Genomic DNA, 22,418 nt, shown 5'->3' with positions numbered 1-22,418 from the left:
GGGACTCCTTCGCCGGGGGAGCGGCGAGCGGACGGATCAGACGGTAATGGAGCGGTACCCCGACGACGGCTTGATGGTCCCCGTCTCATCCAGCAGCTGGGCGATCTGAACGGCGTTGAGCGCCGCGCCCTTGCGCAGGTTGTCGGAGACGATCCACAGCGACAGGCCGTTCTCGACCGTCGGGTCCTTGCGGATGCGCGAAACGTAGACGGCGTGCTCGCCCGAGGCGTCGACCGGGGTGATGTAGCCGTCGTGCTCCTGCTTATCGATGACCATGACGCCGGGGGCCTCGCGCAGGATGGCGCGGGCCTCGTCGGGGCTGATCGGGCGGTCGAACTCGAGGTTCACCGATTCCGAATGGCCGACGAAGACCGGGACGCGGACGCAGGTGACGGTCAGCTTGATGTCCGGATCGAGGATTTTGTGGGTCTCGTCCCACATCTTGGCTTCCTCGTCGGTGTAGCCGTCGTCGCGAAACGAACCGATCATCGGGATGACGTTGAAGGCGATCTGTTTGGGGAAGAGTTTCGGCGTGGCGTCGCCGAGGCCGTAGATGGCCTTGGTCTGGTTCCACAGCTCGTCCATGCCCGCCTTGCCGGCGCCGGAGACCGATTGATAGGTCGACACCACCGCGCGGGTGATCCTGGCGGCGTCATGCAGCGGCTTCAGGGCGACGACCAGCTGGGCGGTCGAGCAGTTCGGGTTGGCGATGATGTTCTTCTTCTTCGCCAGCTTGATGGCGTCGGGGTTCACCTCGGGCACGATCAACGGCACCTCGGGGTCCTTGCGGAAGGCCGAGGAGTTGTCGATCACGATCGGACCGGCCTTGCCGATCTTCTCGGACCATTCGCGCGAGACGTCGCCGCCGGCGCTCATCAGCACCAGGTCGACGCTGGAGAAGTCGAAGCCGTCGATGTCCTGGCATTTGATGGTCTTGTCGCCCCACGACACCTCGACGCCCTTGGACTTGCGCGAGGCGACGGCGTGCATTTCGTCGACGGGGAATTCGAGCTCCTCGAGGATGTTCAGCATCTCCCGGCCGACGTTGCCGGTGGCGCCCACGATGGCGACTTTGTATCCCATGAGGTGATCCTTCGGATGCGCCGCCGCTCGGCTCGCGGAGCCTCGCTGCCTGAGCGCAGGAATGTGGTGAGGCCCGGCTATCCGGACAGTGAGGCTCTATGTGGGCCTTCGCGGGCGCGAAGCAATCGCTTTTCAGCGGCGGCGGGCGCCGCTAAGGCCGAGAACGATGGGATCACGCATACGCGCTGCTTATGAGAAGCGGCTGGCCGACGGCCGGCTGACCCCCGATCCGTCCCAGGTTCCGGTGGTCGAGGCCCTGGCCCGGTTGGAGATCGACCTGCGGCGCAAGGGACCGATGGGCGGACTGTTCGGGCGGCCGCCCGAGGTTCGGGGCGTCTATCTGTGGGGCCCGCCGGGGCGCGGCAAGTCCATCCTGATGGACCTCTTCTACGCCTGCGCGCCAGAGAAGCGGAAGAAGCGGGCCCATTTCCACGCCTTCATGGCCCGGGTGCACGGTCTGATCCGGCAGTGGCGCGAGGGCGACGCGGCGGCGCGCAAGGCCGTGTTCGGACAGTGGAAGGGCGACGATCCCATCAAGCCGGTGGCTGATCTGATCGCCTCGGAGGCGCGGCTGCTGTGCTTCGACGAGTTACAGGTCACCGACATCGCCGACGCCCTGATCCTCGGCCGGCTGTTCGAGGCCCTGTTCGACAATCGGGTGGTGCTGGCCGTGACTTCGAACCGGGCCCCGGACCAGTTGTATCTGAACGGGATCAACCGCGAACTGTTCACCCCCTTCATCGACCTGATCGAGGCGCGCTGTCAGGTGGTGTCGGTGGCCGGCGCGCGCGACTGGCGGCTGGACCGGCTGATGGGCGACCGGGTGTGGTTCACCCCGCCGGACGAGGGGGCCCGCGCCGGATTCGAAGCGTTGTGGACCGACCTGAAGGGCGAGCAGGAGGAATGTCCGGCTCGTCTGACCGTACTGGGACGGGAGGTGGTGATCGAGCGCACCGACGGCGGACTGGCGCGGGCGACCTTCGACCAGCTGTGCGGCCGCCCGCTGGGGCCGCAGGACTATCTGGCCATGGCCGAACGGTTCCACACCCTGTTCGTCGAGGACGTGCCGGTGCTCGGCCCCGCCAATCAGCAGGAGGCGCGGCGGTTCGTGACCCTGATCGACGCCCTGTACGAGGCGCGCACGCGGCTGGTCGCGCTGGCCGAGGCGCCGCCGGAAGATCTGTACCGCAAGGGGGTCGGGGCATTCGAATTCGAACGGACCGTGTCGCGCCTGAACGAGATGGCCGGGGCGGAGTGGCTGGCGCGCGACCGGGTGTAACGCCTTGCTTTCGCCGCTCATCCGTCGGTAGGTGACGTCCCGCAGGAGACCCCGATGATCCGTTTCGCGACCCTCGCCGCCGCCGCCGTCATGGCTCTCGCCGCACCCGCGGCCGCCTCCACGGCGGCCGCCCCCGTCCAGACCGCGACCGATCCGGGCGTGTCGGTCGAGGCGGTGCGCGCCTGGCTGACCTCGAAGGGCGGCGTCGTCAGCGAGATCAATCGCCGGGACGGCGAGACCTGGATCAGCATCGACGACGGGCCGCTGAAGTGGGTGATCTTCTTCTACAGCTGCGAGGCCGACGTGTGCGGCGACATCCAGTACGCAGCCAGCTTCTCGAACCCGACCATCACCGAGACCATGGTCAATGACTGGAACCGGGACCGCCGCTTCCTCAAGGCCTTCCTGACCCCCGCGGAGCCGGGCGCCGAGCCGACGGCCGTGGTCCAGTACGATGTGCTGATCGGCGAGGGCGGCGTCGAGCAACTGACAGATCCCACCGCCCTGTGGCTGCAACTGGTCAGCGCGTTCGCCACCACCGTCGGCTATCTGGCCGCGGAATAGGACCGGGCGACCGGATCAGCCGCCGAACCGCGAACGGACCATGGGCAGATAACTGGGCCCGACCGGAACGGCTCCGCCGGACCGGAGGCTGAGAGCGGCGCCGCCGGGGGCGAGAGGCTGGAAGCCGGCGATGGCGGCCAGTCGCACAAAGGCCGACCGGTGCACACGCAGGAAGACGGCCTCGGGCAGGCGGGCCTCCAGCGCCGCCATCGTGGCGCGCAGCAGGGGCGCACGGCCCTCGCCGTGCAGCAGGACATAGTCGCGCGCGGCTTCGATCCAGTCGACCGAGGCAAAGGGGACGCGAACCAGTCCGTCCCGGCCCTGGACCCAGAAGGCGGCCTCGTCGGCGGCCATCCAGGGGACGGCGGCGGCGAGATCGGGCGTCGCTCCGCCGGGCGTCCGGGCGGAGACGCGGCGGCGCGCGCGCTCGACCGCCTGCCGCAGCCGGTCCAGCCGCAGGGGCTTGAGCAGATAGTCGGTCGCCTCGACATCGAACGCGTCGACGGCGTGTTGATCGTAAGCCGTCAGAAAGATGATCTCGGGCCGGTCGGGGCCGGTCAGTTCCGCGGCGACGCCGAGGCCGCTGCGGCCCGGCATCTGGATATCGAGCACCGCGAGGTCCGGCCGCAGGCGGCGGATGGCCTCGAGCGCCTCGGGCCCGTTGCCGACGCGGGCGACCACCTCGACGCCCTCGATATCGCGAAAGGCGAAGTCCAGCCGCTCGAGGGCAAGCGGCTCGTCGTCGGCCAGAAGGACGCGCAGGGGACGGTTCACGGAACGGCCTCCCGGACGCGCTCCGGGGCGAAGGCAAGCGGCTGCCGGGCCTCGACGCGGAAACCTCCGGCGACGGGGCCGGCGTCCAGACGTCCGCGCGGACCGAACAGGAGGGCCAGCCGGTCACGGACGTTGCGGAGGCCGAGACCTGTCCCCCCGGCGGTCGCGGGGGCCTCGCCGGCCCCGTCGTCCTCGACCGCCAGCACCAGGTCCTCGCCGTCGCGGCGGGCCGAAACGCGAATGCACACGGGGCGCAGGGCCGGGGCGACGGCGTACTTCACCGCGTTCTCGACCAGGGGCTGGAGCAGAAAGCCGGGGGTCAGGGCGCCCTCCAGATCGGGCGGGCAGTCGTACGCCACGGTCATCCGGTCGCGAAAACGCACCGCCTCGATCTCCAGATAGGCCCGGGTCGACGCCAGTTCGTCGCGGAGCGGAACCAGTGTTTCGGGCCCGGGCGCGAGGGAGGCTCGCAGCACATCCGAGAGACGGTCGATCATCGCCTCCGCCTCGGCGGGTCGGCCCGTCGCCACCAGAGCGCCGATCGCGTTCAGGGTGTTGAACAGGAAGTGGGGGCCGAGTTGGAGGCGCAGCGCCGCCAACTGGGCGCGGTCGGCGGCGGCGTGGGCCTCGGCGAGCTGCCGGTCGCGCTCGCGCGCCTCGGCCAGCGACAGCAGCGAGGCGGCGGCGATGGCGAAGACGCCGAACAGGCCGATGTAGAGGACCACCCCGGTCTCGGCGATCAGCCGCATGGTCAGAGCGGCCGCGGGGCGGCTGGAGACGATCTGCGACCGCACCACTTCCGCGTCGAACAGGTTCAGCGCCAGCCAGGCGCTGAGCAGGTCGGCCCCGACCTGAACGGCGAGGGCCGCCAGCGCGCCGAGGCTCAGCAGGGCGACGCCGACCACCGGAGGGCCGCCCCGCGCGCGGGCCACGAGGACCCACAGCGCCGTCGACAGGGCGGCGCCGAGCCCGCACAGCAGGGCGAAGCGCGCCACCACCACCACGCCCAGGGCTGGCGCTGCGCCAAGGAGCATGACGACGAAGCCGAACGCCCACAGGGCGCCGAGCAGGTTCCGGACTTCCGGCGGCGGTGGGAAGGGGGAACGGGTCGGGACCATCGCGCGCGGCGTCCAGGGGGGATTGGGAACTATAGCGCACGAATCCCGCGCGTCCGCCCGTTTGGTCGCGTCTTCGTCGAAGGCCGGACGATCCGTCGATCAAAAGCGGACAGGGCGTCCGGGCGCCCTCATCCTCGCCCCTTGCCGAAAGGGAGCCCACGATGATCCGACCCCAGTCCCTGAGCCTGCCGCTGGCCGTCGCCGCCGGCCTCATGCTCGCCGCCGCCTGCGCCGCCGCGCCCCGCCCGCCGGTCCAGGACGCCGCCGCGACCGCAGTCACCGTGCCCAGCCGGCCGCTGCGCGGCATGCCGGCTGTGGAGGTCATGCTGAACGGGCACGGACCTTTCCTGTTCGGCATAGACACCGGCGCCCCGGGGCCGATCCGGCTGGACCATGCCACGGCGGAAAGCCTCGGCCTGCCCGTGGTCGGCGGCCAGACCACCGGCGACGGTTCCGGCCAGAACGAGGTCGCGACCCCGATGTACGGGGTGACCAGCCTGACAATCGGCGGACGCGCCCTGCCCGTCGCCGAGGCCGAGGGCGTCGACGCCCGCCGCTGGGGCGGCGAGTTCAAAGGGCTGTTCGGCATGGATGTGCTGAAGGAGGGCGTGCTGACCCTCGACTTCGCCGGCGAGACGGTCTCGCTGGCTCCCGGCGCCCTGCCGCCCGCCGACGGACGCACCGTGTTCGACTATGTCGCGAGGGAGGATGGATTGATGGTCCTCACCCTGACGATCGGTGGAACAGAGTATGACGCCGTGCTGGACACGGGCCACACCGCCGCCACCCTGGTGATGCCCGAGGCGACGGCCCGGAGTCTGATCCGCGGCGAACCCCGCTCGCGGGGAACCATGCGCACCGTGGCCAACACCCTGACCGTCTACGAGGGCGACCTTGCCAGCCCCGTTCGGCTGGGCGAGGCGACCCTTCCGATCAGCACCGTGACCTGGCCGGGCCCCGGCGACCTGGCCTTGATCGGGTCGAAGGCGCTGCGCGGCGCCCGCGTCCGGATCGACCAGACCCATCACCGCATCGAGATCGTCTGGCCGAACGGTCTCCCGCCCGCGGCCTGAGACGGATGGCGCCGCCGCCCGGCTGGGGTATGGGAGGTCGATGCAGACCTCCACGGACGTCCTGATCGTCGGCGCCGGCGCGGCCGGAATGATGTGCGCCATCGAGGCCGGGCGGCGCGGCCGGACCGTCCGGGTCGTCGATCACGCCCGGGCGCCGGGCGAGAAGATCCGCATTTCGGGCGGCGGTCGCTGCAACTTCACCAACCTCGGCGCCGGCCCGGCCAACTTCCTCGGCGAGAACCCGCGCTTCGCCACCTCGGCGCTGAGGCGGTTCACCCAGCACGATTTCATCAAGCGGGTCGATAAGGCCGGGATCGCATGGCACGAGAAGACGCTCGGCCAGCTGTTCTGCGACGACTCGGCGAAACAGATCATCCGCATGCTGATGGATGATCTGCGCGAGGCGGGTGCGAGCCTCTCTTTGGGCGTGTCGGTGGAGCGGATCACACGCGCCCGGGAGGGCTTCGAGGCGGCGCTGTCGGACGGATCGACGGTGCGCTGCGCCTCGCTGGTGCTGGCCACGGGCGGCAAGTCGATCCCGAAGATGGGAGCGACCGGCTGGGCCTATGACACCGCGCGGGCGTTCGGTCTGAGGGTCACGGAGACGCGGCCGGCGCTTGTCCCGCTGACCTTCGAGGCCGGGCTGCTGGAACGGCTGAAGCCGCTGGCGGGCGTGTCGGTGGAGGCGCTGGTTTCGCACGGCAAGGCGCGGTTCGCAGAAGGCCTGCTGTTCACCCACCGGGGTCTCAGCGGGCCCTCGATCCTGCAGATCTCGAGCTACTGGCGCGAGGGCGAGGCGATCTCGGTCGCCATGGCTCCGGGGATCGACGTGTTCGCGCGGCTGAAGGCGATGAAGGCGGAGAACGGGCGGCAGGCGGTGCATACGGCGCTGGGCCATATTGTGCCGAAACGGCTGGCCGAGGTGCTGGTCGAGCAGGAAGCGGCGCAGGGGAACCTGGCCGACCTGCCGGACAAGGCGCTGCGGCGGCTGGACCAGGCGGTCAATCACTGGAGCGTCAAGCCGGTGGGGTCGGAGGGCTACCGCACCGCCGAGGTGACCTTGGGAGGCGTAGCGACAGACCAGCTGGACCAGCAGACCATGGCGGCGCGGTCCGTGCCCGGACTGTATGTGATCGGCGAGGCGGTCGATGTCACCGGCTGGCTGGGCGGCTATAATTTCCAGTGGGCCTGGTCGTCGGGCTGGGCGGCCGGGCAGGCCTGCTGAGGCCGCGACGTTCCGGCCTCTTGCCGCCGCGGCCGGGCGCCCCCAACTTGAACGTGCGGGACGGGCCCCTCTGGCGCGGCCCCCGGCGGCGCCTCCTTCCCCTCGGCCGTCGGAGGCGCGTGATGTCGGACCGCATCGGGCGCTCCGGCGTTCGACTCCGGCCCAATCCGGGCCCGCTGGAGCGCCCGATCCCCCTTCTGACCCTTCCGGAGACGATCTGATGCCGCTGCTGATGTGCCCCAATGACAACGCCGCCATGCAGACGCTGGAGCGCGACGGCGTCCAGTTCGACATGTGCCCGGCCTGCCGCGGCGTCTGGCTCGACCGCGGCGAGCTGGAGAAGCTGATGGCTGCCGCCGCCGAGGACGGCCGCGCCTCGGCGCCGCCGCCCCCTCAACAGGCTGCACCCCAGCCCTCTCCGCCGCAGGCCGCGCCGCAGCCGTGGGGCCAGCCGCAACAGGGCTACCGCGAGCCGCCCCGCTACAAGGACGACCGCTACCGCGACGACGACTACAAATACCGCAAGAAGAAGCGCGACAGCATCTTCGACATCTTCGACTAGGCGGCCGCGATCAGAAGGCTCCGCCTTCTCGACCCGACGCGAGCTTTCCGGCGGCCGCGATCAGAAGGCTCCGCCTTCTCGACCCGACGCGCCCTGGTCTAGGCGGCCAGCCCCGCCGCCCGCATCAACCCCTTGAGCGGCGCCAGCGTTTCGGGCGCGGCGGCCAGGGCGGCGCGATTGTCCGGGGCCCGGAACAGCTTGATCGCCTCGGCCTTTGCGCGGTCGGCGGCCGGGCCGAGCGGCGCGGTTTCGCCGGCGGCCATGCGCAGCAGGACAGAGAGCTTTTGCGGCAAGGGGGCAGGTGCGCGGGCCAGCATGGTGACGATCCGCGCCTCGGCCTCGACCGTTCCGCCGACCGAACCGATGCTGGCGACGATCTCTGTCTCATCCCGTTCCGTCAGGCCGCAGCCGCGCACCGCGCGCGCCAGGGCGGCCAGCACGCCCAGTCTCTGAGCCGCCGTCTGGTCGGCGGAGGCGGCGCGCATCTCGGCCTCGAAGCGCAATGATCCGACGCAGGCGGACAGCCAGCGTGCGGCGGCGCGCTTGTTGGCCGTGCCGGTGACGTTCTCACACAGGCGGGTCAGGGCTTCGGCCTCGCACAGGACCGTGCTGCAGGGCTTCACATAGGCGGCCACGAAGTCGGCGGTGACCAGCGACTTCGACCGCTCGTTGAAAGCCGTCTGGACCTCCTCAAGCGTCAGCAGTCGCCCCGCAGTCGCGGTCAGGGTCATGGCCAGGGTCCGCAGGATGTCGATCTCGCCGGCGGCGTCGTTCGGGCGTAGCCGACGCGGGCTCATCAGCTCGCGCACCACCATCCGCGCCAGGGCGGCGGAGAGCAGCGGAAACTGGCCGGCGGCGACGCGCTCGCCGAGCTTCGCCGCAGGTCCCTCGACGACGGGCACCTGGAGCGCCAGACGGGCGTCCTGTTTGATCAGGGCCGCGACCTCGCGCGGGGCCACCATCCGCACCACCGCCGCGAGCGAGGCCCCCTGGTCGAGCGCCGGCCCGAGCACATCGGCCAGATTGGTCCGGGCGGCGAACAGCTCGCACATGATCTGCTCGATCGGCACCATGACCATGGCGTGCGGCGGGCCCTCCATCGGCGCGCGGCCGGCGAGATCCATCAGGCGGTCCAGCCGCGCGCGACCGCCGCGCACGCCCTTCAGCGCGCCGGATACGACGCCGCCCATGATGAAGGCCCGGTCGGCCTGGCCGGCCAGCCTGTGCGCCACGTCGGCGAGGGAATGGTTCTCCAGATCGGGGAACTGGCTGCGCCGGCCGGCGAAGAGCAGCCGCTCGATCGCCTGTTCGGCCAGCCTCTGATAGTGGCGGACGAGGTCGTGCACCGGCTGGCCGACGGCCTGGCTTTCGGGCACGGCGACCTTCTGGATGGCGTGCTGGAGCTCCACGCCCGAGGCTTCCAGCTTCTCGGCCAGGTCCGGGCGGTGCAGCAGTTCGAAGGCGGTGACGCCCTGGCGGTTCAACCAGTCCTCAAGCACCCGGCCGATCAGATCGCGCGCCATCGGCGCATACAGATCCTGCGGCGAACCACATCGAGGGCCGGCTTCATCCTCGGGCACGACCCGCTTGCGGGGCGCCTCCGGCGCGCCACGGGTCAGAACCGTGACGCTGTTGAAGGCCATGGTGTCGGGGTCGAGGGTCTCCTTGGTGACCCGGACGGCGGCGGCGCGATTGTCATCGAGCAGCTCCTCAGCCGTCTGGATCGCGTGGTTGCGGTCCTCCGTCGCCATCTGGAGAGCCCAGGGGGCAGGCGCGGTCTTGCGGATATAGACTTCGTAGTGGACGGGGCCGGCCATGAAACACTCACACTGATGACCCCGCATCATGGCGCGAAGGCTTTAAGGCCGGGTTTCATTGCGCATTCAGCCTGCGCGGCCCATTTTATCGCCGTAATCTCACCCAGTTGATTTAGAACGGTTACGCTTGCCGCGCGTTGAGTGCGGGAACGGGAAGCCTGCAAGGAGACCGCCTTGGCCAACATCACCCTGGTCGACGACGACGAAAACATCGTGGCGTCCGTCTCGCTGGCGCTGGAAAGCCATGGCCACAAGGTCACCGCCTGGCATGATGGCGCGTCGGGCCTGGAGGCGCTGGAGTCGAACCCGCCGGATCTGGCCATCCTCGACGTGAAGATGCCCCGGATGGACGGCATGGAGGTGCTGCGCCGCCTGCGTCAGACCAGCCAGATCCCGGTCATCATGCTGACCTCCAAGGACGAGGAGATCGACGAGATCCTCGGCTTCAACCTCGGCGCCGACGACTACATCCACAAACCGTTCAGCCAGCGGCTGCTGATCGAGCGGGTCAAGGCGCTGCTGCGGCGCACCGGCGCCGACGGCGGCGAGCCCGAGCCGTCGGGCGACGGTTCGACCAAGGCCATCAAGCGCGGCAAGCTGTCGATGGATCCGGCCCGGCACGAGTGCACTTGGGACGGCAAGCCCGTGAAGCTGACGGTGACGGAATTCCTGCTGCTGCAGGCCCTGGCCCAGCGGCCCGGCTTCGTGAAGAGCCGCGACAACCTGATGGACGCCGCCTACGACGACCAAGTTTACGTCGATGACCGCACCATCGACAGCCACGTCAAGCGGATGCGCAAAAAGTTCCGGGTGGTCGATCCCGAGTTCGACGCGATCGAGACCCTGTATGGCGTCGGCTACCGATACCGCGAAAGCTGAGCCGGCCTATCCGGCCGACGACGACCGACCGCGCCGCCCCCAGCGGTTCGGCGGCTCGCGGCTGGGCGGTTTCATCCTCGCCCTCAATCTGCTCAGCCTGCTGATCCTGTTCGTCGGGGCGCTGGCCCTGAACGAGTGGACGCGTGGTCTGATCGAGGCCCGGCAGGAGACCCTTTCGGCGCAGGCTGAACTGCTGGTGCAGGTGCTGGGCGAACCGCAGATCGGCGTCACCCGCGGCGAGCCGACCCCCTATCTCGATCCGATCGAGGCCAGCCGCTGGCTGCGCGACAACTTCATCCCGGAGGGGCAGAGGGCGCGCCTGTTCGACATCGACGGCATCCTTGTCGCCGACAGCTATACGGTGACGGAGTCCATTCCGGGCGAGCCCCTGCCCCCCGCGCGGCCGGCCGGCACGCCCCCGCCGGCGGCGGATCCGAAGGACCGGGCGAACGACGCGCGCAACCTCGAGCGGGCGCGGGCCGATCTCGCCGGGGAGGTTGAGGCCGCGCTGGAGGGCCGGTCGTCCGCCACCGTCCGGCTGACCGAGGGCGGCGACCGGGTCGTGTCGGTGTCCATTCCCGTGCGGCATGTCGAACAGGTTCTGGGCGTGCTGACGCTGGAGGCGGGCGACGTCGACGAGACCCTGGCGGCGCAGCGGCTGGCGCTGATGCCGTTCGCCCTCGTGGCCCTGTTCGTGAATCTGCTGGGTTCCCTGCTGCTGCACCTGTTCGTGGCGCGGCCGGTGATGCGGCTGTCGGCGGCGGCGGATGCGGTGCGGCTGCAGCGGGCGCGAGCCATCTCCCTGCCCGACCTCGATCACCGCAAGGACGAGATCGGCGACCTGGCTCGCTCGCTGGAGACCATGACCGAGACCCTGTCGGACCGGATGGACGCCATCGAACGGTTCGCCGCCGACGTGGCCCACGAGATCAAGAATCCGCTGACCTCGATTCGTTCGGCGCTGGAGACCCTGCCGCTGGTGAAGACCGAGGCGCAGCGCGAAAAGCTGACCACCCTGCTGCAGCAGGACGTGCGGCGGCTGGACCGGTTGATCACCGACATCTCCAACGCCTCGCGGCTGGACGCCGAACTGAACCGGGACCGGCCGCGCCCGATCGACCTGACCGTGCTGCTGAGCGAGATCGTCGGCGTCTACGAGGCCGGTCTCAAGCCGGACGGGGTCCATGTGGCCTTCGCGGCCGCGCCTGCCGAGCACGCCATGATCCGCGGCCGCGACGGCCCGCTGGGTCAGGTGTTCCGCAACCTGATCGACAACGCCCGCTCCTTCAGCCCGCCGGGCGGCGAGGTGCGGATCAGCCTGTCGCGCGACGACCTCGACCCTGAGCGGCCGGTGCGGGTGCGGGTCGACGACGACGGTCCGGGCATTCCGCCGGAAAACCTGGAGACGGTGTTCGAGCGCTTTTACACCTCGCGGCCCCGCGGGACGGCGTTCGGGACCAATTCCGGCCTCGGACTGTCGATCGTCAGGCAGATCGTCGAGGCCCACGGCGGGCGGGTCTGGGCCGAAAACCGGACGGGCGAGGACGGCGAGACGCTCGGCGCCCGGTTCGAGGTCGCGCTGCCGGCTTCGATGGCCGGACGCCGGCCATGACCAGCCGGCAGCCTTTGCATGGCACCGTCGCCGCCCTCTGGACCCCGCGGGTCGGCTGGCGCGCGGTGCTGATCACCGGGCCGGCCGGAGCGGGGAAGAGTGATCTGGCCCTGCGACTGATCGGACGCGGCTGGCGTCTGGTGGCGGACGATTACGCGCATGTGACCGCCTCTGGCGGCGTCCTTTACGCCGTGGCTCCGGACACGATCACGGGGCGGATGGAGGCGCGGGGCGTCGGTATCATTCCGGCCTGCGCCCGCGGCTCGACGCGGCTGTCGCTGGCCGTGGAGTTGACCGGCGGCCCCGTCGACCGTCTGCCCGAGGCAGCCGAGCGGCGGGTGGAGGGGGTGGCCCTGCCGGTCCTGCGCCTGAACGGATTCGAGGCCTCGGCGGTCGAAAAGGTCGCGGCGGCGCTCGCCCGGCTTTAACCCGGCGTCGAGTTGGGCTATTCCGCGCGGCTTGCGCGGTCAGTCCATGGGACGGCCGGGACGCGGGGGCGCAAGTCTTGGTGAAGCCTTCATGATCGGCCTGGTGATCGTCACCCACGGGGGTCTGGCCTCCGAATTCCTGTCGGCCATGGAGCATGTCGTCGGCCCGCAGCGGGGCGTCGCCGCCATCTGCATCGGCCCCGAGGACGACATGGAGCGCCGCCGGCGCGACATCGTCGACGCCGCCCGGGCCGTGGACGACGGCGACGGGGTCATCCTGCTGACCGACATGTTCGGCGGCACCCCCTCCAACCTCGCCATCTCGGTGATGGAAGAGACCCACGCCGAGGTCATCGCCGGGTTGAACCTGCCGATGCTGATCAAGCTGGCCAGCGTCCGCGGGCGCGAGCCGCTGGAGGCCTGCGTGGCCCACGCCCAGGACGCCGGCCGCAAATACATCTCTGTGGCCAGCTGGGTGCTGCAGGGCGAGAAATGAGCGAGGCCGGCGGCAAGGCGGCCGCGACCGCCAACATCTGCAACACCCGCGGGCTGCACGCCCGGGCCAGCGCCAAATTCGTCAAGCTGGCCTCCAGCTTCGACGCCGAGATCCACGTCACCCGCGACGGTGTCACCGTCAACGCCTTGTCGATCATGGGCCTGCTGATGCTGGGCGCTGGCAACGGCTGCGGCATCGAGATCGCTGCGGAAGGGCCGGAGGCCGAGGCCGCCGTCGCCGCCCTCGCCGATCTGGTCGGCCGCCGCTTCGACGAAGACCAGTAACAGCAACGCTTCCTGGTCCCGGGGCCCGGGGCCCGAAACGAAAACGCCCCGACGGCGGACCGTCGGGGCGTCTCTATCGTGCAGGTCCCGCCTTACGGCGTTTCAGTGATCAGCAGCGAGGCCGAGGCGGTGCCGCCGTTGAAGGTCCCGATCCAGATGTCATAGGTGCCGCTGGAGGGCTTGTTGAAACGCACCTCGGCGTCGCCGTCGCCCCAGCTGTCGTCATCGCAATACCAGTGGCCGTCGGGGCCGTTGATGATCAGGGTCGTGTCGGTCGACGAGCGGGTGCGGAACACCAGCGGCAGCGAGCCGGCGCTGTAGGTGACCTCGAAGTCCGGCGCGTCGGAGATGTCCCCCACGCAGGCGCCCGGCAGGTCGGTATCGGTATAGGCGTCGATGGAGCCGCCGGCGGTGATTTCGACCCGGTACGGATCCGGTGTGAAGCCGGCGTTGAGGCGGATTTCGCCGAAATTGGCGCTCAGGCCCGCGTTCTGGGCAACGGCCATGCCGGGCGCCGCCATCGTGGCGGCGACCGCCAGCGCGCTGATAAGTCGTTTCATGTCTTTGAGTCCCCGATGAATCCTGTGGTTCAGCCCGATCCCGACTCCACGCCAATCCCGGCCCGTCGTCAAGCTGAACGAACCGTGTTGTCAGGTTTCGTGGGCCAGTGTGGCCGACGCAACAGAAGCTTTCCGGGGGACGGGGAACGACCGTCCGACGTGGCCGTTGGGTCGGAATGCCGATGAAACGCGCTCTGCCCCTCGTCCTGATGTCGGGCGTGGTCATCGCCCTGACCGCCTGCGCGACACTTCAACGCGGCCCCGTGGGCAACGCCGCCGTCCCTCAACCCGACAAGCCGGTCGATCTGCAGCGCTACGCCGGGCTGTGGTATGAGCTCGCACGCTACGAAAACGGCTTCGAGCGCGGCTGCGAGGGCGTGACCGCGCGATACACCCTGCGGGACGACGGCCTGGTGACCGTGCTCAACACCTGCCGACAGGGCGGCGTGACGGGGCAGGAGAAGTCGATCGAGGGCCGGGCGAAGGTCACGCCGGGCAGCGGCGACGCCAAACTCAGGGTCTCGTTCTTCGGCCCCTTCTACGGGGACTACTGGGTGCTGGACCGGGCGGACGACTATTCGTGGTCGATCGTCGGCGAGCCGTCGGGCCGCTACCTCTGGATCCTGACCCGGGACCCGCAGCCCTCGCAAATGGTGCGGGACGCCCTGATGCGGCGGACCGCGGAGCTGGGCTACGACCTGTCCCTGATCCGGCCGACCCTGCAGCCGGCGGGCTGAGCATACCGGGGACTGGTGGAGCCGAGGGGAGTCGAACCCCTGACCTCGTCATTGCGAACGACGCGCTCTACCAACTGAGCTACGGCCCCCCGGACCCACCGGAAATCGGGTGCAGGCGAGGGCGCGACATACGAGCGAGGGCCCTGTGGTGTCAACGGTGTTCGGCGCCGATCGTCGCGGCGAACGCGCGAATCCTTGGACTGGCCGGGCCGACGCGCTAGAAGCGGCGCAGCATTGCGGGAGCACCTCGTCCATGGGTTACGCCATCGTCTGGCTGGTCAACACCATCCTGTCGCTCATGACCTGGGCGATCATACTGTCGGCCATCCTCAGCTGGCTGTTCGCCTTCGACGTCATCAACCACCGCAACCGCTTCGTGAATCAGGTGTCGATGTTCCTCGACGCCCTGACCGCGCCGATCCTCGGACCGTTCCGGCGGATCATCCCGCCGTTGGGCGGGCTGGACATCACCCCGATCGTGGCGATCCTGACGCTGCAGTTCCTCGGCATCCTGTTCAACCGGATGAGCGCCCCCTTCCTGATCCAGATGCTGGGCTAGGCGTGACCGGCGGGCGACATCCGGACCCGCACAGGGGCGCGGCGTACGCCGGGCGCTTGCGCCGCCCGGCAGGCCGTCTAGGGTGCCGCTCCGATCGGGCCAGCCGCCCGCCAGTACACCGGACTTCATGACCACGATCCGATCAGTCGCCATCGTCGGCGCGGGCCAGATGGGCGCGGGCATCGCCCAGGCCGTCGCCGCCGGCGGCTATGACGTCCTCCTCTACGACGCCGCGCCCGAGCGCGTGCCCCAGGCCCAGGGCGCCATCGCCGCCAGCCTGGCCCGCCAGGTGGCGCGGGGCCTGACCGCCCAGACCGAGGCCGACGCCGCGGTGGCGCGGATCCGCGCGGCGAAATCGCTGGCCGAGGCGGCGAAGGCCGACCTCGTCATCGAGGCGGCGGTCGAGGACGAGGCGGTGAAGAAGTCCATCCTCGCCGAACTGGTCCCGCATCTGGGCGCCAACACCCTGCTGGCCTCGAATACATCGTCCATCTCGATCACCCGACTGGCCTCCGCGACCGATCGGCCGGAGCGCTTCATCGGCCTGCATTTCATGAAGCCGGCCCCGGTCATGAAGCTGGTGGAGATCATCCGCGGCATCGCCACCTCGGCCGAGACCTACGACACCGCCGTGGCCTTCGCCGAGAGCCTGGGCAAGACCACCACCAACGCCGAAGACTTCCCCGCCTTCATCGTCAACCGCATCCTCGTGCCGATGATCAACGAGGCCATCTACACCCTGTACGAAGGGGTCGGGAACGTCGCCTCGATCGACAAGGCGCTGAAACTGGGCGCCAACCATCCGATGGGGCCGCTGGAGCTGGCGGACTTCATGGGGCTGGACGTGGTGCTGGCGATCATGAACGTCCTCTACGAGGGCCTGGCCGACAGCAAATACCGCCCCTGCCCGCTGCTGGTGAAATACGTCGAGGCCGGTTGGCTGGGCCGCAAGTCCGGGCGCGGCTTCTACGACTATTCCGGCGAGACGCCGGCGCCGACCCGATGATCCGCGCGAAGCTTCCGCCGCTTGAGCGGCCCGAGGACTTTCCCGGCCAGACCCGGGTGACATGGCGGCGCGAGCCCCACCGCATCGTGCTGGCCGCGATCCTCGGGGCCCTGTGGCCGCCGCTGATCCTGACCCTGCCGCTGTGGCCGCCGAAGAACTGGATTCCCGGGCTGGAGGTCGACTGGCGTCTGGTGGTGCTGTTCATCGGCCTGATGGCCGTGCCCGGCGGCCTGTGGCTGCTGGACAAGGAGCGGCGGTGGAGCGGGCGGCCGGCGACCCGGCTGGGGGTGATCTGGCGCTTCATGTTCTATGGCGGCCTGCTGGCGGCGGGCCTCGGTGCGCTGTTCGCCGTCGTCCAGTCGCTGCTGCAATGGCTGCACGCGTCCAATGTCGGCGAGGCGGTCGGGGGCAGCGAGACCTCGCTGCTGATCTATGGCGTCGGGGGCCTTTCGGTCGCGGTGCTGGTCGGCGTCAGCTACGCCCTGTGGGCGGGCCTGTGCGCGGCCTTCATCGCCTTCCGGCCCCAGCCCGAAGTGCGCGATCGCCTCGGCCTGATGGGCGAGCGCGAGCCGGACTGAGCCGCCCGCCGCACGTTACGGCAAATTCAGTTGGACAGCCGGACCTTTGAGGCCAAGCTGCGTCTCGCCTGAGTGGGGGGAAACGCCATGGCCGCTGTCGACATCCAGCCGACGCCGCAAACGCAGCCGAAGCTCGGGCCCGTCGCGCCCAAGGACCGCATCTTCACCCTGGACATGCTCCGCGGCTGGGCGATTCTCGGCATCCTCGCCGTCAACGCCATGTCCTTCGCCTGGCCCTTCGCGCTGGAGGCCGGCGGCGATCTGGTCCCGCCCTATCCGCATGACCACGCCAATATCCTCGGCCACTGGGTCACCGACGTCTTCTTCCAGGACAAGTTCCGCTCGCTGTTCTCGATGCTGTTCGGCGTGTCGATCTTCCTGATCGGCGGAGAGCGGTCCGACGCCGCGCGCGGACCGCTGCTGACGCGCCGGCTGCTGTGGCTCGCGGTGTTCGGCCTGATCCACGGACTGGCCTTCTGGTTCGGCGACATCCTGCTGCACTACGCCTACTGCGGCCTGATCGTGATGCTGATGCGGTCCTGGTCGGCGAAGCGGCTGATCTGGATCGGCGGCGGGCTGAACCTGCTCTTCGGACTGCTGTCCGCCGCGGCCATGATGGCCCAGGGCCTGCTGGACGGCGGGTCGGGCGGCGGCGGGGGCGGCAATCCGTTCGCCCTCACCCAGGAGGGCCTGACCGCGCTCATCCAGACCTATCAGGCCGGCTGGCCCGGAGCGCAGATCGAGAACGCGAAGGCCTGGCTGGTTCTGCAGATCGTCAGCCTCAGCCTGATTCCCGTGACCATGGGGCTGATGATGCTGGGCCTCGGCCTGTTCAAGGCCGGCTTCCTCGTCGGCAAGTCGCCGACCTGGGTCTATCTGCTGGTGCTGGTCCTGGGCGGAGCCAATCTCGCGGCCCTGGGCTGGTACGACTGGATCGAGGCCAGCGCGCCGCGCGGCGTCGAGAACGCCTCCGGGGGTCTGGCGGGCGTTGCCGGCAGCTTCGCCTGGTTGATCACCCTCGGCTACGTCAGCCTGCTGATCCTGATGACCCGCTTCGGATTGAGGGTCCTGACGGCGCGGCTGGCGCCGGTCGGGCGGATGGCCTTCACCAACTATCTGACCCAGACCCTGATCATGACGACCCTGTTCTACATGCCGTGGGGTTTCCACTGGTTCGGCGAGCCGTCCTGGGGACCGGGGCCGCTGTGGATGGCGGTCGGCGGCATCTGGATCGCCCAGCTGATCTGGTCTCCGCTGTGGCTGTCGGTGTTCCAGATGGGGCCGCTGGAGTGGGTCTGGCGCTGCCTCACCTACGGCCGACGGGTGCCGATCCGGAAGCCCGCCTCGGCGTCCCTGGGGGATCCGGTCTCGATCTGACCGGGGGAAGGCTCGCGCGACGGGTGGGACCGCGCGGCGGCCGTCCTCGCCCCTCGACCCTCGCCCCTCACCCCTCTAAAAGCCCGGCATGACCGACGCCTCCTCACGCCCCGAAGCCCGCAGCCCGCGGGGCTTCGCCGACCGTCGCGGCCGCGACCTGATCGCCGAACGCCGTCTGGTGGCGCGGGTGTCCGCCGTTTATGAGCGCTGGGGCTTCGAGCCGCTGGACACGGGCGCCTTCGAATACGCGGACGCCCTCGGCAAATTCCTGCCCGACGCCGACCGTCCCAACGAAGGCGTCTTCGCCCTGCAGGACGATCCCGACGCCGACGGACACGGCGAATGGATGGCCCTGCGCTACGATCTGACCGCGCCGCTGGCCCGGTTCGCGGCCCAGAACTGGGAGACCCTGCCCAAGCCGTTCCGCCGCTACGCCTTCGGGCCGGTCTGGCGCAATGAGAAGCCGGGTCCCGGCCGCTTCCGCGAGTTCGTACAGTGCGATGCCGACACGGTCGGATCGGACCGGCCCGAGGCCGACGCCGAGATCATCGCCATGGCCTGCGAGGGCCTGCAGGCCGCCGGGCTGGCCCCCGACCAGGCGGTGATCCGGGTCTCGAACCGCAAGCTGTTTGACGGCCTGTTCGAGGCCGGCGGGGTCGACGACGCGGGGCAGAAGCTGACCGCCCTGCGCGCCATCGACAAATACGACCGGCTGGGCTGGGAAGGCGTGGCCGCCCTGCTGGGCGAGGGACGGCTGGACGAATCCGGCGACTACACCAGGGGCGCGCGCCTGCCCTCGCCGGTGATCGGCGCCATCGAGGGTTTCCTCGCCTCCGCCGGGGACGGCCAGGCCTCGCGCGCGGAAACCCTGGAGGCCGTGGCGCGGTCGGGCGAGATCGGCGCCGCGGGCGAGGCGGCGCTGGCCGAATTGGCCGCGATCGACCGGGCGCTGGGCGCGATGAAGGTCGGCCAGGCGGCGGTGCGGTTCGACCCGACCATCGTGCGCGGGCTGGAATACTACACCGGAGCCGTATTCGAGGCCGAGCTGCTGCTGGAGACCACCGACGACAAGGGCCGGCCGGTGCGGTTCGGCTCGATCGGCGGCGGCGGACGCTATGACGACCTGGTGGCGCGGTTCACCGGCGAGCGGCTGCCGGCGACCGGCTTCTCGTTCGGGGTCTCGCGGCTGGCCTCGGCCCTGCGCGCGGCGGGCCGCGGGGCCGCCGACGCGGTGCGCGGACCGGTGGTGGTGATCGTCTTTTCCGAGGCGGACATGCAGCACTACCTCGACGCCGTCTCGGAGCTGCGCAACGCCGGGATCGCGGCCGAGCTCTATCTGGGCCGGGCGGGGATGAAGGCGCAGATGAAGTACGCCGACCGGCGCGGCGCGCCCGCGGCGGTGATCCTCGGCGGAGACGAGATTGCGGCCGGTCAGGCCACCGTGAAGGACCTCGACGCGGGCCGCGCCCTGGCCGCCGGCATCACGGATAACGAGGCCTGGAAATCGGAGCGGCCCGGCCAGATGACCATCCCGCGCGGCGACCTGGTCGAGACGGTGCGCCGCATTGCCGATCGTCCGCACACGGATGCGTGAGTTATCATTGATAAGGAATGAAAACTCGCCGTTTCGGCTGCGACTTCATTGACTTGGCTACGGGAATGCCGTCATTCTCGGCCCACTCGAAAGCCGCAGCGTTCCGACGCGGCGGCCTTTCGGAGGCGTTTCGGGGAGGAAACGTCCGCTCCGTAGAGAGCGAAAGAAGCCCGCCGCGACGTATCCCCCGCGGCGGGCTTTTTCGTGCCCTGAAGGGAGGCGCCCCATGGTCTATCTCGTTGTGAAGGCCCTGCTGTCCGGGGTCATCATCGCCCTGGTGTCCGAGATCGCCAAACGCAGTCCGGGGTTCGCCGCCCTGGTCGCCTCGCTGCCGCTGGTGTCGGTCCTCGGCATGATCTGGCTGTGGCGCGACACGTCAGACCCGGAGCGCATGGCGGCGCATGCCGGCGCGACCTTCTGGTACGTGCTGCCGTCGCTGCCGATGTTCCTGCTGATCCCGTTGCTGCTGAAGCGGGGCGTGGCCTTTTATCCGGCCCTGGCCGCGGGCTGCGCCCTGACGGTGGTTCTCTATCTGGCGATGGTCTGGGCCGCGCCGAGGGTCGGGCTGACGCTCTGACCGCAAGGCCGCGACCAAGGAAAAGGGCCGGAGCGTCGCCGCCCCGGCCCGTTCCAGTTCGACTGAACCGCGCGCCTACCAGATGCGGACGCGGTCTTCCGGCGCGAGGTAGTATTTCGAGCCCGGCTGGACGTCGAAAGCCTCGTACCAGGCGTCGACGTTGCGCACCGGGCCGATGACCCGGAACTCGGCGGGGCTGTGCGGATCGGTGGCGATCTGGTTGCGCAGGGCGTCGTCGCGATATTTCGACTGCCAGACCTGGGCCCAGCCGTAGAAGAAGCGCTGATCGCCCGTCGTGCCGTCCAGGACCGGGGCCGGCTGACCGTTCAGCGACAGGTGATAGGCCTCGAGGCCCACCGCCGTGCCGGCGGCGTCGCCGATGTTCTCGCCCATGGTCAGGGCCCCGTTGACCTTGAAGCCCGGGATCGGCTCGTACTCGTTGTACTGGGCGCCGAGACGGGCGGTCAGGGCCTCGAAATTGGCCCGGTCCTCGGGGGTCCACCAGCTGCGCAGCACGCCGTCGCCGTCCGACTTGGAGCCCTGGTCGTCGAAGCCGTGGCCGATCTCGTGCCCGATGACGCCGCCGATGCCGCCGTAGTTGACGGCCGGGTCCGCGTCCGGATCGAAGAACGGCGGCTGCAGGATCGCGGCCGGGAAGACGATCTCGTTGTTGGTCGAGTTGTAATAGGCGTTGACCGTCTGCGGGGTCATGCCCCACTCGTCCTTGTCGACGGGCTCGTTCAGGCGGGCCAGCTGGTAGTTCCACTGGAACAGGCCAGCGCGCTCGGCATTGCCGAACAGGTCATCCGGGCGGACTTCCAGGGCCGAATAGTCGCGCCATTTGTTGGGATAGCCGATCTTGACCGTGAACTTGGCCAGCTTGTCCTGGGCCGCGGCCTTGGTCGCGTCGCTCATCCAGTCATAGGTGTTGATGCGGTTGCCGAGGGCGATGCGCAGATTGGCGACCAGGTCCTCCATCTTGGCCTTCGATTCGGCCGGGAAGTATTCGGCCACATACTGACGGCCGACGGCCTCGCCCAGCATGCCCTCGGCGAAGCTGATGCCGCGTTTGTCGCGGGGGCGCTGCATCGGCTGACCGTTCAGGTCGCGCGAACGGAACTCCCACTGGGCGTCGGCGAAGCGGCGCGACAGGCGCGAGGCGCCGTCGTCGGTGGTGTGGAAGGCCTGCCAGGCCTGGATCACCTCGATCGGGGTCTCGGCGTAGATGGCCGCGATCTTCGGCATGGCGGTGTCCTGACGGACGATCAGGCGCGGGACGTCGCCCACGCCCACGGCCGAGTAGTAGTCCTGCCACGGGAAGCCCGGAGCCTCGGCGGCCAGCTGGGCGATGGTGTATTCGTTATAGGTCTCGTCGCGGTTGCGGTTCTCGACCGGGGTCCAGTGCGCCTCCGCGATGCGGGTCTCGAAGGCGAGGATGGCGTCGGCGTTGGCGGCCGGATTCTCCCAGCCGATCATCTCCAGCATGCGCTCGACATAGGCCCGGTACAGGGCCTTCTTCTCGGCCCAGCGCTCTTCCAGATAGTAGTCGCGGTTGGGCAGGCCGAGGCCCGACTGGCCGGTCGAGACGACGTAGCGGGTCGGGGCCTTCTGGTCGGTCGTGATGCCGGTGCCGAAGATCGAGCCGCCGATGCGGCCCTGGGTCTCGCCCATGTAGACGGCGGCCTTGTCGTGGGTGTCGGCGGCGCGGATGGCGGCGAGGTAGGGCTGCAGCGGCTGGGCGTCGAGCGCCTCGATGCGGGCCTCGTCCATGTAGGACCGGTAGGCGTCGGCGATCTTCTGCTCGTCAGAGCCCGGGGTCAGGTCGGTGCGGGCGGCGAGGGCGTCGATCATCACCTTGACGCGGTTGTCGGACAGTTCCCGCAGCAGGTTGAAGGAGCCGTAGCTGGTGCGGTCCGACGGAATCTGCAGGGCGTCGAAGGCGGCGCCGTTGGCGTAGCGGAAGAAGCTCTCGCCGGGGGACACGGAGGTGTCGCGGCCGGCCAGGTTGAAGCCCCAGGTCCCATATTTCGGGGTCTCGATGCCCTGGTAGCCGAGGACCGTCGCGCCCTCCGCCGGGGTCTGGAACAGTTCGAACACCGTGCAGGACTCGTCGACGCAGGCGTGGTCGTGGCCATCGTCCGAGAAATGCTGGGCCAGCGCGGGCGCAGCGGGCAGGAGCAGGGCGCCGACGGCGGCGCCGATGAGCAGCTTCTTCATGTGGGTTTCCCTCGACTTG

Annotated in this window: 23 protein-coding genes and 1 tRNA gene; 17 read left to right on the top strand and 7 right to left on the bottom strand. The window is 69.7% G+C overall.

Annotated features, from left to right (window positions below; all coding sequences use genetic code 11):
* Positions 1-36 precede the first annotated feature (36 nt).
* On the bottom strand, positions 37-1,083 hold the full coding sequence (locus V6M45_RS13280) for an aspartate-semialdehyde dehydrogenase (protein WP_332657012.1): 1,047 nt from the start codon (positions 1,081-1,083) through the stop codon (positions 37-39).
* A 166-nt stretch (positions 1,084-1,249) separates the two neighbouring features.
* On the opposite strand from V6M45_RS13280, the gene zapE reads away from it, so the two are divergent.
* Both zapE and V6M45_RS13270 read left to right on the top strand, forming a co-directional pair.
* Positions 1,250-2,362, top strand: a complete 1,113-nt coding sequence (gene zapE, locus V6M45_RS13275) for a cell division protein ZapE (protein ID WP_332657011.1) — start codon at positions 1,250-1,252, stop codon at positions 2,360-2,362.
* Between the two features lie 54 nt (positions 2,363-2,416).
* A complete protein-coding gene (locus tag V6M45_RS13270) occupies positions 2,417-2,926 on the top strand; it encodes a YbjN domain-containing protein (protein WP_332657010.1) in 510 nt (169 codons plus the stop codon).
* Positions 2,927-2,941: 15 nt separating this feature from the next.
* Here the strand turns inward: V6M45_RS13270 and V6M45_RS13265 are convergent, their stop codons facing one another.
* On the bottom strand, positions 2,942-3,700 hold the full coding sequence (locus tag V6M45_RS13265) for a LytR/AlgR family response regulator transcription factor (protein ID WP_332657009.1): 759 nt from the start codon (positions 3,698-3,700) through the stop codon (positions 2,942-2,944).
* On the bottom strand, positions 3,697-4,818 hold the full coding sequence (locus V6M45_RS13260; protein WP_332657008.1) for a sensor histidine kinase: 1,122 nt from the start codon (positions 4,816-4,818) through the stop codon (positions 3,697-3,699). Before V6M45_RS13260 ends, V6M45_RS13265 begins: the two co-directional genes overlap by 4 nt.
* Positions 4,819-4,979: 161 nt before the next feature.
* Between V6M45_RS13260 and V6M45_RS13255 the strand changes: the two genes are divergently transcribed.
* The 3 genes from V6M45_RS13255 (at position 4,980) to V6M45_RS13245 (ending at position 7,678) form a co-directional block, all read left to right on the top strand.
* On the top strand, positions 4,980-5,891 hold the full coding sequence (locus tag V6M45_RS13255; protein WP_332657007.1) for an aspartyl protease family protein: 912 nt from the start codon (positions 4,980-4,982) through the stop codon (positions 5,889-5,891).
* Positions 5,892-5,931: 40 nt separating this feature from the next.
* The gene (locus tag V6M45_RS13250) at positions 5,932-7,116 is read left to right on the top strand and encodes an NAD(P)/FAD-dependent oxidoreductase (protein ID WP_332657006.1); all 1,185 of its coding nucleotides are present in this window, start codon (positions 5,932-5,934) and stop codon (positions 7,114-7,116) included.
* Between the two features lie 220 nt (positions 7,117-7,336).
* A complete protein-coding gene (locus tag V6M45_RS13245) occupies positions 7,337-7,678 on the top strand; it encodes a TFIIB-type zinc ribbon-containing protein (protein ID WP_332657005.1) in 342 nt (113 codons plus the stop codon).
* Between the two features lie 98 nt (positions 7,679-7,776).
* Here V6M45_RS13245 and V6M45_RS13240 read toward each other — a convergent pair whose 3' ends face one another.
* Positions 7,777-9,495, bottom strand: coding sequence for a hypothetical protein (locus V6M45_RS13240; RefSeq protein ID WP_332657004.1), 1,719 nt, complete (start codon positions 9,493-9,495; stop codon positions 7,777-7,779).
* 174 nt (positions 9,496-9,669) lie between these two features.
* Between V6M45_RS13240 and V6M45_RS13235 the strand changes: the two genes are divergently transcribed.
* The 5 genes from V6M45_RS13235 to V6M45_RS13215 all read left to right on the top strand — a co-directional run bounded on the left by V6M45_RS13235 (position 9,670) and on the right by V6M45_RS13215 (position 13,194).
* Entirely contained in the window at positions 9,670-10,374 is a 705-nt protein-coding gene (locus tag V6M45_RS13235; protein ID WP_324822604.1) for a response regulator transcription factor, read from the top strand.
* Positions 10,343-11,986, top strand: coding sequence for an ATP-binding protein (locus V6M45_RS13230; protein WP_332657003.1), 1,644 nt, complete (start codon positions 10,343-10,345; stop codon positions 11,984-11,986). The genes V6M45_RS13235 and V6M45_RS13230 overlap by 32 nt, the downstream gene beginning before the upstream one ends.
* Positions 11,983-12,414, top strand: a complete 432-nt coding sequence (locus V6M45_RS13225) for an HPr kinase/phosphorylase (protein WP_332657002.1) — start codon at positions 11,983-11,985, stop codon at positions 12,412-12,414. The genes V6M45_RS13230 and V6M45_RS13225 overlap by 4 nt, the downstream gene beginning before the upstream one ends.
* A gap of 91 nt (positions 12,415-12,505) precedes the next feature.
* Positions 12,506-12,910 (top strand): PTS sugar transporter subunit IIA, encoded by a 405-nt coding sequence (locus V6M45_RS13220; protein WP_291837378.1) that lies wholly within the window; start codon positions 12,506-12,508, stop codon positions 12,908-12,910.
* The gene (locus tag V6M45_RS13215) at positions 12,907-13,194 is read left to right on the top strand and encodes an HPr family phosphocarrier protein (RefSeq protein ID WP_332657001.1); all 288 of its coding nucleotides are present in this window, start codon (positions 12,907-12,909) and stop codon (positions 13,192-13,194) included. Before V6M45_RS13220 ends, V6M45_RS13215 begins: the two co-directional genes overlap by 4 nt.
* Positions 13,195-13,286: 92 nt before the next feature.
* On the opposite strand, the gene V6M45_RS13210 is transcribed toward V6M45_RS13215, so the two are convergent.
* On the bottom strand, positions 13,287-13,754 hold the full coding sequence (locus tag V6M45_RS13210) for a peptidase S1 (protein WP_332657000.1): 468 nt from the start codon (positions 13,752-13,754) through the stop codon (positions 13,287-13,289).
* Between the two features lie 182 nt (positions 13,755-13,936).
* On the opposite strand from V6M45_RS13210, the gene V6M45_RS13205 reads away from it, so the two are divergent.
* Positions 13,937-14,491 (top strand): lipocalin family protein, encoded by a 555-nt coding sequence (locus V6M45_RS13205; protein WP_332656999.1) that lies wholly within the window; start codon positions 13,937-13,939, stop codon positions 14,489-14,491.
* 13 nt (positions 14,492-14,504) lie between these two features.
* Here V6M45_RS13205 and V6M45_RS13200 read toward each other — a convergent pair.
* Positions 14,505-14,580, bottom strand: a tRNA-Ala gene (locus V6M45_RS13200).
* Positions 14,581-14,744: 164 nt separating this feature from the next.
* On the opposite strand from V6M45_RS13200, the gene V6M45_RS13195 reads away from it, so the two are divergent.
* From V6M45_RS13195 to V6M45_RS13170, 6 genes are all read left to right on the top strand, one after another.
* A complete protein-coding gene (locus V6M45_RS13195) occupies positions 14,745-15,050 on the top strand; it encodes a YggT family protein (protein WP_332656998.1) in 306 nt (101 codons plus the stop codon).
* A gap of 127 nt (positions 15,051-15,177) precedes the next feature.
* Entirely contained in the window at positions 15,178-16,056 is an 879-nt protein-coding gene (locus V6M45_RS13190) for a 3-hydroxybutyryl-CoA dehydrogenase (protein WP_332656997.1), read from the top strand.
* Positions 16,053-16,634: a phthalate transporter gene (locus tag V6M45_RS13185; protein ID WP_332656995.1), complete on the top strand. Its 582-nt coding sequence runs from the start codon at positions 16,053-16,055 to the stop codon at positions 16,632-16,634. Before V6M45_RS13190 ends, V6M45_RS13185 begins: the two co-directional genes overlap by 4 nt.
* Before the next feature lie 87 nt (positions 16,635-16,721).
* On the top strand, positions 16,722-18,011 hold the full coding sequence (locus V6M45_RS13180; protein WP_332656994.1) for a DUF418 domain-containing protein: 1,290 nt from the start codon (positions 16,722-16,724) through the stop codon (positions 18,009-18,011).
* Positions 18,012-18,099: 88 nt separating this feature from the next.
* Positions 18,100-19,605: a histidine--tRNA ligase gene (gene hisS / locus V6M45_RS13175; protein ID WP_332656993.1), complete on the top strand. Its 1,506-nt coding sequence runs from the start codon at positions 18,100-18,102 to the stop codon at positions 19,603-19,605.
* Between the two features lie 226 nt (positions 19,606-19,831).
* Positions 19,832-20,182, top strand: a complete 351-nt coding sequence (locus tag V6M45_RS13170) for a DUF3147 family protein (RefSeq protein WP_332656992.1) — start codon at positions 19,832-19,834, stop codon at positions 20,180-20,182.
* A 75-nt stretch (positions 20,183-20,257) separates the two neighbouring features.
* Here V6M45_RS13170 and V6M45_RS13165 read toward each other — a convergent pair whose 3' ends face one another.
* The gene (locus tag V6M45_RS13165; RefSeq protein WP_332656991.1) at positions 20,258-22,399 is read right to left on the bottom strand and encodes a M13 family metallopeptidase; all 2,142 of its coding nucleotides are present in this window, start codon (positions 22,397-22,399) and stop codon (positions 20,258-20,260) included.
* Positions 22,400-22,418 lie beyond the last annotated feature (19 nt).

The sequence above is a fragment of the Brevundimonas sp. genome, assembly GCF_036676055.1.
GTDB lineage: Bacteria > Pseudomonadota > Alphaproteobacteria > Caulobacterales > Caulobacteraceae > Brevundimonas.
This window is presented reverse-complemented; position numbering and strand designations above follow the sequence as displayed.

What these genes read in the sequence shown, in the direction of transcription:
- V6M45_RS13280 (WP_332657012.1), bottom strand. Translation starts at nt 1,083, where the DNA reads ATGGGATACAAAGTCGCCATCGTGGGCGCCACCGGCAACGTCGGCCGG.
- zapE (WP_332657011.1), top strand. Translation starts at nt 1,250, where the DNA reads ATGGGATCACGCATACGCGCTGCTTATGAGAAGCGGCTGGCCGACGGC.
- V6M45_RS13270 (WP_332657010.1), top strand. Translation starts at nt 2,417, where the DNA reads ATGATCCGTTTCGCGACCCTCGCCGCCGCCGCCGTCATGGCTCTCGCC.
- V6M45_RS13260 (WP_332657008.1), bottom strand. Translation starts at nt 4,818, where the DNA reads ATGGTCCCGACCCGTTCCCCCTTCCCACCGCCGCCGGAAGTCCGGAAC.
- V6M45_RS13255 (WP_332657007.1), top strand. Translation starts at nt 4,980, where the DNA reads ATGATCCGACCCCAGTCCCTGAGCCTGCCGCTGGCCGTCGCCGCCGGC.
- V6M45_RS13250 (WP_332657006.1), top strand. Translation starts at nt 5,932, where the DNA reads ATGCAGACCTCCACGGACGTCCTGATCGTCGGCGCCGGCGCGGCCGGA.
- V6M45_RS13245 (WP_332657005.1), top strand. Translation starts at nt 7,337, where the DNA reads ATGCCGCTGCTGATGTGCCCCAATGACAACGCCGCCATGCAGACGCTG.
- V6M45_RS13240 (WP_332657004.1), bottom strand. Translation starts at nt 9,495, where the DNA reads ATGGCCGGCCCCGTCCACTACGAAGTCTATATCCGCAAGACCGCGCCT.
- V6M45_RS13230 (WP_332657003.1), top strand. Translation starts at nt 10,343, where the DNA reads ATGGCGTCGGCTACCGATACCGCGAAAGCTGAGCCGGCCTATCCGGCC.
- V6M45_RS13225 (WP_332657002.1), top strand. Translation starts at nt 11,983, where the DNA reads ATGACCAGCCGGCAGCCTTTGCATGGCACCGTCGCCGCCCTCTGGACC.
- V6M45_RS13220 (WP_291837378.1), top strand. Translation starts at nt 12,506, where the DNA reads ATGATCGGCCTGGTGATCGTCACCCACGGGGGTCTGGCCTCCGAATTC.
- V6M45_RS13215 (WP_332657001.1), top strand. Translation starts at nt 12,907, where the DNA reads ATGAGCGAGGCCGGCGGCAAGGCGGCCGCGACCGCCAACATCTGCAAC.
- V6M45_RS13210 (WP_332657000.1), bottom strand. Translation starts at nt 13,754, where the DNA reads ATGAAACGACTTATCAGCGCGCTGGCGGTCGCCGCCACGATGGCGGCG.
- V6M45_RS13205 (WP_332656999.1), top strand. Translation starts at nt 13,937, where the DNA reads ATGAAACGCGCTCTGCCCCTCGTCCTGATGTCGGGCGTGGTCATCGCC.
- V6M45_RS13195 (WP_332656998.1), top strand. Translation starts at nt 14,745, where the DNA reads ATGGGTTACGCCATCGTCTGGCTGGTCAACACCATCCTGTCGCTCATG.
- V6M45_RS13190 (WP_332656997.1), top strand. Translation starts at nt 15,178, where the DNA reads ATGACCACGATCCGATCAGTCGCCATCGTCGGCGCGGGCCAGATGGGC.
- V6M45_RS13185 (WP_332656995.1), top strand. Translation starts at nt 16,053, where the DNA reads ATGATCCGCGCGAAGCTTCCGCCGCTTGAGCGGCCCGAGGACTTTCCC.
- V6M45_RS13180 (WP_332656994.1), top strand. Translation starts at nt 16,722, where the DNA reads ATGGCCGCTGTCGACATCCAGCCGACGCCGCAAACGCAGCCGAAGCTC.
- hisS (WP_332656993.1), top strand. Translation starts at nt 18,100, where the DNA reads ATGACCGACGCCTCCTCACGCCCCGAAGCCCGCAGCCCGCGGGGCTTC.
- V6M45_RS13170 (WP_332656992.1), top strand. Translation starts at nt 19,832, where the DNA reads ATGGTCTATCTCGTTGTGAAGGCCCTGCTGTCCGGGGTCATCATCGCC.
- V6M45_RS13165 (WP_332656991.1), bottom strand. Translation starts at nt 22,399, where the DNA reads ATGAAGAAGCTGCTCATCGGCGCCGCCGTCGGCGCCCTGCTCCTGCCC.